Origin of the sequence: Pseudomyxococcus flavus (assembly GCF_050038885.1) — a bacterium.
Lineage (GTDB): Bacteria > Myxococcota > Myxococcia > Myxococcales > Myxococcaceae > Myxococcus > Myxococcus flavus.
This window is the reverse complement of the sequence record NZ_CP143624.1, coordinates 4,083,369-4,095,730: the sequence shown is the minus strand read 5'-3', so window position 1 is coordinate 4,095,730 and position 12,362 is coordinate 4,083,369. Positions and strand designations below refer to the sequence as shown.

General features: G+C 71.6%; 9 protein-coding genes. 3 read left to right on the top strand and 6 right to left on the bottom strand.

Features of this window, described 5'->3' with window-relative positions; translation table 11 throughout:
• Positions 1-38: 38 nt before the first annotated feature.
• On the bottom strand, positions 39-1,613 hold the full coding sequence (locus VZL07_RS17225) for an ATP-binding protein (RefSeq protein ID WP_426756636.1): 1,575 nt from the start codon (positions 1,611-1,613) through the stop codon (positions 39-41).
• A gap of 43 nt (positions 1,614-1,656) precedes the next feature.
• On the opposite strand from VZL07_RS17225, the gene VZL07_RS17220 reads away from it, so the two are divergent.
• The 3 genes from VZL07_RS17220 to VZL07_RS17210 all read left to right on the top strand — a co-directional run bounded on the left by VZL07_RS17220 (position 1,657) and on the right by VZL07_RS17210 (position 4,499).
• On the top strand, positions 1,657-2,250 hold the full coding sequence (locus VZL07_RS17220; RefSeq protein ID WP_426756635.1) for a DUF938 domain-containing protein: 594 nt from the start codon (positions 1,657-1,659) through the stop codon (positions 2,248-2,250).
• A 151-nt stretch (positions 2,251-2,401) separates the two neighbouring features.
• The gene (locus VZL07_RS17215; RefSeq protein WP_426756634.1) at positions 2,402-3,373 is read left to right on the top strand and encodes a TonB family protein; all 972 of its coding nucleotides are present in this window, start codon (positions 2,402-2,404) and stop codon (positions 3,371-3,373) included.
• 166 nt (positions 3,374-3,539) lie between these two features.
• On the top strand, positions 3,540-4,499 hold the full coding sequence (locus tag VZL07_RS17210) for a TerC/Alx family metal homeostasis membrane protein (RefSeq protein WP_426756633.1): 960 nt from the start codon (positions 3,540-3,542) through the stop codon (positions 4,497-4,499).
• A gap of 30 nt (positions 4,500-4,529) precedes the next feature.
• On the opposite strand, the gene VZL07_RS17205 is transcribed toward VZL07_RS17210, so the two are convergent.
• From VZL07_RS17205 to VZL07_RS17185, 5 genes are all read right to left on the bottom strand, one after another.
• Complete coding sequence (locus VZL07_RS17205; RefSeq protein WP_426756632.1) at positions 4,530-5,369, bottom strand: hypothetical protein; 840 nt, start codon at positions 5,367-5,369, stop codon at positions 4,530-4,532.
• A gap of 39 nt (positions 5,370-5,408) precedes the next feature.
• The gene (locus tag VZL07_RS17200; RefSeq protein WP_426756631.1) at positions 5,409-7,670 is read right to left on the bottom strand and encodes a PAS domain-containing sensor histidine kinase; all 2,262 of its coding nucleotides are present in this window, start codon (positions 7,668-7,670) and stop codon (positions 5,409-5,411) included.
• A 180-nt stretch (positions 7,671-7,850) separates the two neighbouring features.
• Complete coding sequence (locus VZL07_RS17195; RefSeq protein ID WP_426756630.1) at positions 7,851-8,354, bottom strand: thermonuclease family protein; 504 nt, start codon at positions 8,352-8,354, stop codon at positions 7,851-7,853.
• Positions 8,342-10,159, bottom strand: a complete 1,818-nt coding sequence (locus VZL07_RS17190) for a lamin tail domain-containing protein (RefSeq protein ID WP_426757304.1) — start codon at positions 10,157-10,159, stop codon at positions 8,342-8,344. The genes VZL07_RS17195 and VZL07_RS17190 overlap by 13 nt, the downstream gene beginning before the upstream one ends.
• A gap of 26 nt (positions 10,160-10,185) precedes the next feature.
• The gene (locus VZL07_RS17185) at positions 10,186-12,324 is read right to left on the bottom strand and encodes a hypothetical protein (RefSeq protein WP_426756629.1); all 2,139 of its coding nucleotides are present in this window, start codon (positions 12,322-12,324) and stop codon (positions 10,186-10,188) included.
• Between the last annotated feature and the right edge of the window lie 38 nt (positions 12,325-12,362).

The window sequence follows — 12,362 nt, the reverse complement described above, 5'->3', positions numbered from 1 at the left end:
CGGGCGGTCCGCCGGGCCTGCTCGGGCAGGCGCCGTCGTCAGGCTCGCACCACGGAGACCTGACGCCCCGCGGGCGTCACTGCTCGGCTGGCATGCGTACGCTCCGCGATGGGCGGCTGGCCGCCGCGCCGGTCGAAGATGACCAGCCACCCGGTGTCGAGCCCCAGGCCCGACAGGTAGCCATCGAGCTGCGCCAGCCCCTCCGCCAGTGGGTCCTTCTCCCCGTCTCGCCACACCTTCAGCTCGAAGGCCAGGGTATCTGGCCCATGCCGCAAGCAAAGGTCCATGCGTCCGGTGCCAATGGCATACTCGCGCTCCAGCGTCCCGCCGCCATTGGCGACGCGGTGCAGGAAAGCCATCAGCACCAGATGGGGCGCGACCTCATGGTAGGGCGCGGTGCCCAACAATGGCTGTCCATGCTGCCGCCAGAAGGCGAGGAATGCCTCCATGAGCCGCTCCATGTCCAGCCGGCCGTCGGCCCGCAGCCAGGGCGCCGACGTCAGCGGAGGCAAGGACGCCACCGCCGTGTTCGCCAACACGCGGGGGATGACCTCCCGGTAGAGGGGGTTGGCAATCTCCAGGCCACCCGTCGCCGCCATGCGAACCAATCCCAGGTCCTGGACGAAGCGGAGGTCGTCCTCGGCGACATCGCCCAGCGTCAGCCCGGCGAGCATGGGCTCGATGATGCGCCGTACCCGCGGCTCACGCAGCCGCTCCGCCAGGCTGTCCAGGTGGGTGTCTTGACGCCGGAGGAGCAGCTCCTTCGCCGCATCGACATGCGCTACCGTCAGGGGTTGCCCCCGCTCTGGCACCAGGCGCTCCACCATCTGACGCGCCAATGCGTTGACCAGCCACGGCTGCCCCTGGCTCCAGTAGTACGCGCGGTCCACGGCCTCCTGCAGGAAGGTCTGGCCCGTGTCCTCGGTGTGCTGCTGATAGAGGTCGGCCACCTCGTCGCGAGTGAAGTTTCTGAGCGTGAGGGACTCGACCTTGATGTTGAACGGGCTGGACGTGCCCAACCGGTCGTGTGCGGTGGCATCCACCTTGTAATCGCGGACGTCCCGGAGCCCGACGAGCGCCAGCGACGATGGGAAGTGCCCCGGCCGATTCCGATAGCCATCCCGGAGCTGGCGCAGGACCGATACGAGGACGTCCCCGCGCAGGGCATCGATTTCGTCCAGGAAGACAACCAGCGGGCGCGGCGCCACCGCGACGGCCCATGCCTCGAGCGCGGCGCTGATACGGCTGCCAGGAGGCACTTCCGGGAACGCAGGAGGCAACGCCTCGGAAGGCAGCTGCGCACGCGCCGCGGCACGCCAGCTCTGAAGGACAGCGGCCTCGGCCGCGCCGATGTCCTGGGGGAAACCCGCGCCCACCTCCATGGACACCAGGACGGCCACATGACGCCCTTCGTGGGTGAGCTCCCGGGCGAGCGACAGCAGGGCCGTCGTCTTTCCCACCTGCCGGGGGGCATGAACGACGAAGTAGCTCCGCTGGTCGATGAGGTGCTGCACCTCGGGCAGCCGCCGCAGGGCCGGCAACATGTAGTGGTCGGCCGGCTCGCACGGGCCGGCGGTGTTGAACCATCGAGGCATGGCCAGAAGGTACGCCACCCGCCCCTCGCGCGGAACGCGGCGGATGTGCGAAACCCGGGGGATGAAGCGTCATGCCCCGGCCACGGAACGCAATCGCGAGCCCCTGCTCGCCGTCCTTCGCGAGGTCCTCCCCGCCTCCGGTCGCGTGCTGGAGGTGGCCAGCGGCACCGGCCAGCACGCGGCCTGGTTTGCTCGCGCGCTGCCCCACCTCACCTGGCAGCCCACCGACGTGGACGCCGACTCCCTGGAGAGCATCGAGTCCTGGCGTGAAGCAGAAGCCCTGCCCAACCTGCTGCCGCCGCGCCGGCTCGACGCGAGCGCGGAGTCCTGGCCCGAGACACAGGCGGACGTCGTCCTCAACGTGAACATGATTCACATCAGCCCCTGGGCGGCGTGCCAGGGACTGATGCGCGGCGCGAGCCGGGTGCTGCCGCCAGGCGGGCTGCTCATCCTCTACGGCCCCTACTTCGTCGAGGGCCGGGAGACGGCACCGAGCAACCTCGAGTTCGATGCCTCCCTCCGCGCCAGGAACCCGGCGTGGGGCGTGAGGACGCTGGAGGCCGTCACCACCGAGGCCGCCCTCCACGGCCTGGAGCGCACGCGCGTGGTCGACATGCCCAGCAACAACCTCACCGTGGTCTTCCGGAAGGCGTAAACCCCTCCCCCCGGTGCGCCGGCGTTGAAGCCCCGCCGACATCCCCGGGACGCAGTGGAGACCGCCGCACAGGCCCGGGGCGCCCGTCCGCTTCACGCGGGGACGCCGTGCCACTACCCCCTGGGGGTGCGCGACGTGGAGGGGGAGCACCATGCCGGATGCAGGAGCGAAGGACCGCGCGCCGGAGGCAGCGCTGTTCGCCTCCGTCCTCCGTCCCCATGCGGCGCTGGCCGGACGCCGCAAGCGCCTCCTGGGCTTGGTGCTGGTGGCCCTGGGACTTCATGCGGCCGCGCTCCTCGGCGTGGCCTCGCGCTGGCACGGCGCGCCGCGACGCCTGGAGGGTTCGGCGACGCATGGCGAAGTGCTGGTGCTCCGGCTGACGGCTCCGCCCGCGCCACCCCGTGCTGGAGCCCCCGCCGCATCTCCGAGCCCCACTCCGCCACGCCCCCGTGCCGCGCGCAGGCCCAGGCCCTTCCGCCCGCCGGTGCCCGCGACCAGGCCACACGACACCATGAGGGTGCCTCGCGAGGCCGAGCCGCACGACACCACAGCCGCGTCACGCAAGGCCGAGCCACACGACACGGCGACAGCGTCACGCGAAGACAAGCCACACGACACGGCGACAGCGTCACGCGAGGCCGAGCCACACGACGCGGCGACAGCGCTGCGCGAGGGGGAGCCCCTGTCCGCCGGAGCGCCCGCGAGCGGCGCGCCGAGCGGCCCCGGGAGCCTGGCGGGCCGCGCCGTGGCGGGCGTGATGCAGCGCTCCCTGGGCCCCGGCGCCGCGGGCCTGCTGCTCGAAGCGCCGCCTCCTCCGCCGCCGGATACCCGGGCCGCCGATGAGCGGCGCTACTTCGAGCAGATGTTCCGCGACCGCTTCGAGGACCTGCCCTATCCCCAAGAGGCCCGGATGGCAGGCATCGAGGGCCAGCTCATGCTGCGCATCACCGTGGGGGTGCAGGGCCAGTTGGTCGCCCTGAGCGTACGGGGCCCCTGCCCCCATCCCATCCTGTGTGAAGCCGCGCAGGACGCGGTGCGACAGGCGGCGCCCTTCCCCCCGCCGCCTCCCTCGCTCGGCGGCAACATCACCGTCGAGCTTCCATTCAACTACCACCTCGAATGAACACGCTCCTCGCGAGGAGCGGGGCAGGCCACGCGCTCACATACCGCGCCGCGGGGGAAGAGGCCGGGCGAGCGCACGGCAGGCGCCCCGTGGCGACCCTGGCCGTGCATGCCCCATGGCGCATCCGAGAACGCTCGCACGGAGACATGCATAGGTTGACCCCGCCATGCCGAACGTGCCGCCGTGGATGTGGATGGTCTTCTGGGCCGCGGTGCTGGTGCTGCTCGCGGTGGACCTGCTCGCCCATCGCGGGCGGCACGGCGAGTCCCACCGCGCCGCCATCGTCTGGAGCGTCATCTGGATTGCCGCGGGCCTGCTCTTCGACGTCCTCATCTGGCGGGTGCTGGGGGCCCGGGCCGCGCAGGAATATCTGGCGGCCTACTTCATCGAGAAGAGCCTCAGCCTGGACAACGTCTTCGTCTTCCTCGTCATCTTCCGCAGCCTGGCCATCCCCCCGCGCGTCCAGCACCAGGTGCTCTTCCTGGGCATCTTCGGCGCGCTCGTCTTCCGCGCGCTCTTCATCTTCGTGGGCGCGGCGGCCATGGAGCGCTGGGGTTGGGTGTCCTACGTCTTCGGCGGCATCCTGCTCTTCACCGCCTGGCGCGTGCTGCGCGAGGACCCCTCCGAGCAGTCCGACAACAAGGCCGTCCGCTGGCTCGCGAAGCGCCTGCCGGTGACCCACGAGCTCCACGACAAGTCCTTCATCGTCCGGCTCGCGGACGGGCGGCGCGTCGCCACGCCCCTGCTGCTGGCCCTGCTGGGCCTGGAGCTGACGGACATCGTGTTCGCGGTGGACTCGGTGCCCGCGGCCTTCGCGATAACCGACCAGACCTTCATCCTCTACAGCTCCAACGCCTTCGCCATCCTGGGGCTGCGCGCGCTCTACCTGGTGCTCGCGGGCACCGTGGGCCAGCTGCGCTACCTGCACTACGGCCTGGCCGGCGTGCTGGCGTTCGCGGGGCTGAAGATGGTGCTGGAGCCGTGGCTCCACGTCCCCCCGATGGCGTCCGTGCTCGTCATCGTCGTGCTCATCGGCGCGGCGGTGTGGGCCAGCCAGCGGGCCCGACGAAGAGACGCACGCAAGGAAAGCCTCCCGGCCCAGCCTCGCCGGGAACGGGAGGCCTGAGCCGGGAGTCCGCGGAGACGAAGGCGCCGCTTACTCCTCCAGGTCCGCGGCCGGCGCGCCTTCGGCGCCCGCGCCCCCCAGCACGAAGCCGTCGAAGGCCACGTTGGCCATCAGCTCCACCCGGTCCTTGTGCTTCTTCAGCAGCTCCACGTTGGCGGCGGCCGCCTTCTTGGACGCCTCGGACAGCGGCTCCGCGTCGTTGTTGGCGCTGCTCTCCTCAATCGAGTCCAGCGTCTCCTGGAGCTGCGCGCGGGACTCCTCCAGCTGCGAGCGCTCCGCGTCGGTGAGCGAGCCGTCCGCCAGGCGCTTGTCCACCTCGGCCAGCTGGGTGACCATCATCTTCTTGCCCTGCTCGGCCATGTTGCGAATCTGGTCCGTGCTGTCAGCCACCATGGAGGCATAGACGGTGGTGGTGATGCTCTGGAACTCGGCGGGAGACATCCCCTGCGCCTTGAGCGCGGCGATGTACGCCGTCCGCACGTCCGCCATCAACGTGACGAACATGTTCGCCGCGTCCATGGTCGCGTCGAAGCCGGGATTCTTGTCCCCATTGGCCTCGTGCTTCGCCTCGAACTCCTTGGACTTCGCCTCGAAGTCCTTGAAGGCCGGCAGCGCCGACTCACGCACCGACAGGTAGGCCAACAGCCGCTTCTCGTCCAGCGGCAGCACCTGCCCCTCCGGGGGCGGCGTGAAGGGATTGGCGGCGTTGAGCTGCTGCAGCTCCTGCTCCTGCGACTGCATCTTCTGGACGGCTTCGATGCTGCCGCCAAACGTCTTCTTCGCCCAGATGCCGCCCGCCAGCACCAGGCCGATGCCCGCCAGGATGAAGACACCGCAGCCGATGCCCACGCCGATGAGGACCTTCTTCATGAAACCCTCCAGGGGAGATGTGTCACCACGGACCCAGTGCTAGCCGGGCTGCTCCCCTGGAGCAAGGGCCGTGGCGTCACCCGAGGAGGCCAGTATCCCCCGGGGCAGGCGGACCATGAAGGTCGTCCCGTCCTGCTCCGTGGAGTGCACGCGAACCGTGCCGCCGTGCGCATCGACGATGTGTTTCACGATGAAGAGGCCCAGCCCCAGCCCTCCACGTGAGCCCTTGCGCTCGGGGCGCTTCATGGGCTCGAACAGGCGGGTCCGCAGCTCCGGGTCGATGGGGCCGCCCTGGTTGTGGACGGTCAACAACACGCTGTCGCGCACCCCATGCGTGCGCACCCGCACCGCGCAGCGCTCAGGGCTGTAGTTGAGCGCGTTGTTGACCAGGTTGGTGATGACCTGCGCCAGCCGGTCCGCGTCCCACAGGCCATGGCCGTCGCCTCGGCACTCCAGCTCCAGCGTCCGCTCCGGCCGCGCGAGCCGGACCTCCTCCACCACGTGCCGCGTCAGCTCGTGCAGGTCCACCCGGCGGGGCTGCAGGGGGATGCCGCCCCCCAGACGGGCCTGGGTGAAGTCGAGCAGGTCCCTCAACATCCGCGTGGCGCGCTCCGCGCTGGAGAGGATGCGGCTCACGCCCTTGCGATGCCGCTCGTCCAGGCCGTCCCGCCGCAGCATCGCGGTGGCGGACATGCTGATGGCGGAGAGTGGATTGCGCAGGTCGTGGCTGACGATGCCGATGAGGAGCTGCTCGAACTCCGCCCGCCGCTTCGCCTCCTGCTCGGTGGCGCGCCGCTCGGTGACGTCCTGCATGGCGCCCACCATCCGCACCGCGCGGCCTTCCGCGTCGCGCACCACCTGCCCCCGGTCGGCGATGACGGCCCAGGTACCGTCGCCCCGCAGGAAGCGGTACTCATCCGTCCAGAGGCTGGCGCCCTGTTCGATGACCGTCTGGATGTCACGCGCCACCCGCTCCCGGTCCTCCGGATGGATGCGCTCGGTCCACCCATGGAAGTCGAGCGCCGGCCCCCCAGGCGGCAGCCGGAACTGGACGGCCGCCAGCTCGCTCCACTCGATGTGGCCGGAGGCGAAGTCCCAGTCATAGATGACGTCACTGGTCGCCAGCGTGGCCAGCCGATACCGCGTCTCCGACTGGCGCAGTACCTCCTCGGCGCGCCGGCGCTCGCTGATGTCCAGCGAGACGCCCGCCACGCTCATCACCCGGCCGTCGGGGCCGACGACGGGGGAGACGCCCGTCATGAACCAGGAGCCGTTCATCTCCACTTCCAGGATGAAGGACTGGCCCTCCTGGGCACGCATCGTCGCGGCCAGCAGGTCCGGGCGGTCCCGGTACACGTCGTAGGCGGAGCGGCCCACGTACGCCCCGCGCTCCAGCCCCAGCGCGCTCAGCCGCTCGCCCTCGAAGAGCGTGATGATGCCCCGCGCATCCGTGGCCCAGAGGATGACGGGCAACTGGGTGACGATGCGACGCAGGTGCTCGCGCGCCTCGTCCCGCTCGCGCTCGAGGCGCTTCGCCTCGGTGAAGTCCGTGGAGAAGCCGCACACGCCCACGATGCGGCCCTGCGCGTCGGGCAAGGGGAACTTGATGGTCTGGAAGACATGCACCCCGTCCGGGAGGACCACGTGCTCGTCGGTGGTGAGCTGCTGCCCGGTGGCCAGGACCCGAACGTCGTTTTCGACGAAGGCCCGCGCGATCTCCGCGCCGAATACCTCGAGGTCCGTGCGGCCCACGATATCGCGCCGGAACCTGCCGGACGCCTTCTCGAAGCTGTGGTTCACGTAGAGGTACCTGCCCTCCGTGTCCTTGGCGTAGACGACCGTCGGCGAGTGGTCCAGCAGGCCATGCAGCCAGGCGCCCGAGACGCGCGCGGTGCGCTCGTCCTCCAGGGAGGACTGCCCCACCGCCTCCTGGGTGCTCACATCCAGCACCTCCCCCAGGACGCGGAGCTCCGCCAGCGAGGGAGCCCAGCCCATGGCCTCCAGGCTGTCCAAGATGGCGCTGCGCAGCGTGCCGAACTTGAGGACCAGTGCCCCGATGCTGAAGCCCGCCAGGTAGCACTCGCGTCCATGCTCGCGCCCCAGGTCGCGCGCCTTCGCCAGGCGCGCCTCTCCAGGGGAGGTCCGAAGCAGCGGCCCCAGTTCCTCGATGAACCGCCGGAACCCAGCGGGGTCCGCGCTCGCCAGCGGCGCGAGCGGCCCGAGCGCGGTGCCCACGCCCACGGTCCAACGCCGGGCGATGTCCTCTCGAAGGGCATCCACCATGTCCGGAAGAGACTGCACGGGCCTGTTCATCACCAGAGCCCCCCCGGCCAGGTACGCCCGCCTCGAAGAAGCGGGATGAAAGAGATACTACCACTGGGATACACCCCAATCCCGAGCCGGGCTGCCCGTCTCCAACCTTGGCTCGGGTGATGCCTCGCGGGAGAGACGACCACGGCGGCGCCTCGTCCGACAGGTGGCTCATCGCTGGCACGGCACCGGGGCACACGCGCCCCAGATGCCGCGTCGCGCCAACCGCGCCTGTGCCTCCAGCGCCTCGAACTCCGCGCGCCTCAAGCTCCCCGCGGGAGGCACATGGAGGACGCAGGCATGCCCCCGCTCCACCAGCAGCGTATTCACCTCGCGCCCACCCACGGACACATAGGCGAGAAGCCGGCCGAAGCGGTCCTCGCACGCCTCGCCATACGTGAGCGTCACCTGCCTGCCCTCGACGAGCCCCCGGTTGAAGGCATGCGCCTCCGGGCCAAAGCACTCACCTCCCGCGCCTGTGCGCTCCGGCGTGTCCGCGAGCAGGTAGCGGACCCGCTCCCCGCCCTCCAGCACGACCGTGTCTCCGTCCAGGACCTCCACCACCCGGCTCGAGCTTGGGCCGCAGGACGGCTCCGTCTCCCCACCACACGCCACCAGTGCACAGGCCAGCACGAGGCCCGGCACGCGATGCCACCCGCGGCTCAAGGCACGCATGCGCGGTTCACCCCTCCCGGCGTTCCCCGGTCACCCCGGCCATAGCGGGCCGAGTCGGGCGTGGGACAGAAGCTCCCTGGCCAGTCATTGCGCTGGGGGTCGCTGCGGCCAGGGTCGAGCTGCGACGACACGCCCGGCACCGCCGCGCCCGTCCACGACACGACGTCGAGGACGCGCCCCGCCACCGAGAGCTGGAGCTTCCGGTTGCCTGCGGTGTTCGCGAGATTGAAGGAGAAGGTGCCGAGCACGGCGGGCAGGCCGCCGTTGCGGGTCACATCCTCGCTGCGCGCCAGGACGGCCCGGCTCCCCGCCTTCACGGCAAGGCACAGCGCCGAGTCGAGCGTCGACTGGCCACTGCCCTCGTTGGAGAGCGTCACCCCGTTGAGGTCCACGTCGCGCAGCGCGAGCACCTCGACCCACTCGCCCGTGGCATCGGCCACGGCGCTCGGGTCCGCCATGAACTCGGTGAGGACGACCGAACCCGCCTCAGGTGTCCTCCGCGCGCGGGCCCGGCCCGTGGTCCGGTCGATGCAATCCAGCGCGGATGTCCCGGCGTCTCCCCCGGCATCTGGCGTCCCCGCGTCCACATCACCGGCCCCTCCATCCAGCCCGCCGCCACCGCAGACGCGGTTCGCACGGCCCGGTGTCCCCAGGTTGCCGCGCGTGCCGTAGGCCGCGGTGGCGGCGCACCATGCCGCCAGGTCGTCATTGCGGACGGCATCCGCGAGGGACGCGGACACCTGCGTGGCCACCCCGTCCTCCGCGGGCCCCTGGTCGATGGCGTCCACCACCACCTCCCCTGCCCTCACCAGCAGCCGCCCGCCCGCGTTGCGCAGGTCCATGCTGAAGGTGGCCACCGGCGGAGGCAGCCCGCCATTGAGCACCGCGTCCGCGCGGCGGGCCAGCACCGCGTACTCCCCCGCGGCGAGCGACAGACACTCCGGCCCCGTCAGGGTCGTCTCTCCCGCCTCCGCGACCAACGTCACCCCGTTGAGGTCGACCGGCGCCGTGGCCAGCAGCTCCACCCACTCTCCCTGCGTATCGTCGCCCCGGGGGTTGGCCATCACCTCGGTGATGACCAGGTCACCTGGGCGTGGGCTCACCACGGGCCGCGTGCCACCGTCGTCCGGCTGCCTGCACGAGGCCACGACGCCTGCATCCAGGGACACGCCCCCGTCTCCCTCCGGACCACACGGCGCATTCGCCGCGCCAGGGCTGCCCCGGAACGTCCCCGCTGTCTCGCCGCCGTCGGGCGTGTCGCACCAGCGCGACAGGTCGTCGTTGCCGGCCACGTCCGGCACCCACCGGCCGTCATAGATGCGCGACACACCACTCTTCGCGGGCGCGGAGAGTTGGACCTCATCCAACACGCGGCCGCCACAGCGCATGCCCAGCCGCCCGCCCGAGTTTCCCAGGGCACCCAGCCCCTCGCCATAGGCGTGGTCGACATGCGCGGGCACCTGCCCGTCACGCACGTCCCCCAGCACCACGTGGCCACCGGGCTCCACCATCAGCGACCCGGTGAAGAGATAGGCCCGCTCCTGCGAGCCATCCGAACGGGACGCGTAGAACGTCACCCCGTGCAGGTCCACGGCGAGGCGCGTGGGGTTGTGCAGCTCCACGTATTCCTGCCCCGTGTCCGTGCCCACCGGGTCGTTGAGGTACTCGGTGATGACGAGGTCACCGGGCAGCAGCCCCGCGCACGCCTCGTCCGCGCCGTCTTCCAGGGGCGCGCCCCCGCACGCCCACGCGCCCGCCAATCCCAGCACCAGCCCCCATGCACCCCACCTGCTCCAGCCCGTCATGACCTGCCCCCTCACGTTCAGCTCCTTCAAAAGCGTGTCTCCAGCTCCAGATGGAAGAGATGTCGCGGCGGGTCTGGAGGTACGCGCGCCACGCGGGCGTCCTTCAGGTCCAGCACCCACGCATAGCGGCCACGCGCCGACACGAGGCTGGACGCCACCCACGTCACGTCGAGCGCGGCCCGCAGCTCCTGCCGGAGGCGGCTGCGCTCGGAGAGGTCCTCGTCCTTCCACACCAGGCGCCCGTGCAGCTTCAGCGCCGCGCCGGGCTGCGCACGCACGTCGAACACGGCCTGCGCGTCATGGCGAAGGCCCTTCGTCTCGGGCGCCCGCACGCGCGCATGCCCGTACTGGAGCGAGAGCGACAGTCCCTCCGTCACCTCCGACCGCACGCGGGCGATGACGCCCTGCCGCGCGCTGACGCACAGGTCCGCCGCGTCCGGGTCCAGGGCCAGCGACGCCCCACACGCGCCCGTTCCGCCCACGCCGCTGTCGCGCAGCTCCACCTGGAGCGATGGCTGGAACCCCGGCCATGCGAGGAGGTCTCCTCGCGCCGAGGCCCGCGCATGCAGCGTCCCCGCGCTGCCGGCCACCGCGCCGTCCGCGGGCAGCACCCACGCATCCACCTGCCCGCGCAGCCGCCACAGTCCCTCGTTCCGGTGGAGGTAGCGCACCCGGGCGCCCAGCTCATTGCGGACGCGCAGGCCCTCCAGCGCATCCGGCCCGGACGGCGCGCCACTGTAAGGGTTGGCGAAGCCTCGCCCGTAATAGCGGAACGACAGCTCCAGCTCTCGCGCCTTGCCCGAGAGCACGGTGCGCTGCACGGCACCGAAGCCTCCACCGCCGCCTGGCGCCGCGTCGAAGCTCCGCGCGCCCTCGAAGAAGAGGTCCAGCGCCCCCTGCCCCCACGCGGCGTCGAACCCCAGCGCGCCGAACGCGCCGCCCGCCGGGTAGCGGGCGTTGGGCTGGAAGTCGAGCGGCGCTCCGCCCTGCCCCCACACGGGCCGGGCCACCCAGCCCGTCACGCCCACCTGGCCCCGGGAGGACGATGACAGGGTCGCGTTGCCGCCTCCCGCCCACTCATGGAAGGCCCCCGGCAGGGTCCGCGCCGTGAGCTTCTGCTCCCGTCCGCCGGGCATCGTCACCCAGACATCCGGCGCCTTGCATCCGCCGCTCGCACTTGGGGATGGGCACGACGCGCGGTCCAACACCGCATACCGGGGCAGCGCCCGCGACTGGTACGACGCGAAGCCCGTGAGCGACAGCTCCGCGCCCGCCCCCACCGGGCCTCGCACCGTGCCCGCGACGCCCCGGAAGCTCTCGTCCCAGCGGAAGTCCGGCGTGACGTCGGATAGACGCGCCTCGGGCTCGCAGCCAGCTCCGCCCACCAGGCACTCGCGTTCCAATCCCGAGGGCGGGCGCACGCCATCGTCGGGGAGGAAGCCGTCCGGCGAGGGCAGCGCGGTGGTGTCCAGCGTGAGCCGCTGCCCGAAGCCCAGCCGGTAGGTGCCCGCCAGCAGCGAGGCGCGCTCGCCCGTCCACTGCACGTAGAGCTTCGGGAGCATCACCCCTGGCCCGGGGGCCTCCACCACGAAGGCCCGGCGCCGCGCGTCCCTCCGCAAGGGCCCCAGGCTCCGCCGCGCGAGCGTGGCCAGCAGCCCCACCCGCAGGTTCGCCAGCCCTTGCGCGCGCACCTGCAGCGCCAGCGGGGGCGGCAGGCCATCCGATGCCGCGAAGGCCGCCATCAATCGCGCATCGCCCGACACCCGTCCGGACGTTCGCGACGCGAGGAACGGCGCGAGCCGCCGTGAGACGTCCTCCGTCAGCGCGCCCTTCAGGCGGCCTCCCGCGACACTGCCTTCCGCGCGCGTGCGCAGCAGCGCGTCCACGTCCGTGTAGCTCAGCCCAGGCAACCCATAGAGCGTGGCCCGCGTCGCCAGCCCCAGGTCCACGCCGGTCCGATGCAAGGCCAGCAGCGCGGAGAGCGTCTCGCCGGAGATGGCGCCCTCTTCCACGAGCGCGAGCAAATCCTGCGCGCCCACCGCTTCGGGCTCGACCTCGTACGGCGCGGCCAGCGCGGGCGACACGCCCGCCAGCCACCACCCCAGCCACCATCCCATCCAGAGCACCCGACGCACGCCATGCGCCTTGTGCACATCCGAGACCACGATTCCCTACAGGAGCGCCCTTCGTGCGTGCCGTCCGC

Excerpts from the sequence above, each read along its gene's own strand:
- VZL07_RS17220 (WP_426756635.1), top strand. The coding sequence starts at position 1,657 with ATGAAGCGTCATGCCCCGGCCACGGAACGCAATCGCGAGCCCCTGCTC.
- VZL07_RS17215 (WP_426756634.1), top strand. The coding sequence starts at position 2,402 with ATGCCGGATGCAGGAGCGAAGGACCGCGCGCCGGAGGCAGCGCTGTTC.
- VZL07_RS17210 (WP_426756633.1), top strand. The coding sequence starts at position 3,540 with ATGCCGAACGTGCCGCCGTGGATGTGGATGGTCTTCTGGGCCGCGGTG.
- VZL07_RS17205 (WP_426756632.1), bottom strand. The coding sequence starts at position 5,369 with ATGAAGAAGGTCCTCATCGGCGTGGGCATCGGCTGCGGTGTCTTCATC.
- VZL07_RS17195 (WP_426756630.1), bottom strand. The coding sequence starts at position 8,354 with ATGCGTGCCTTGAGCCGCGGGTGGCATCGCGTGCCGGGCCTCGTGCTG.
- VZL07_RS17190 (WP_426757304.1), bottom strand. The coding sequence starts at position 10,159 with ATGACGGGCTGGAGCAGGTGGGGTGCATGGGGGCTGGTGCTGGGATTG.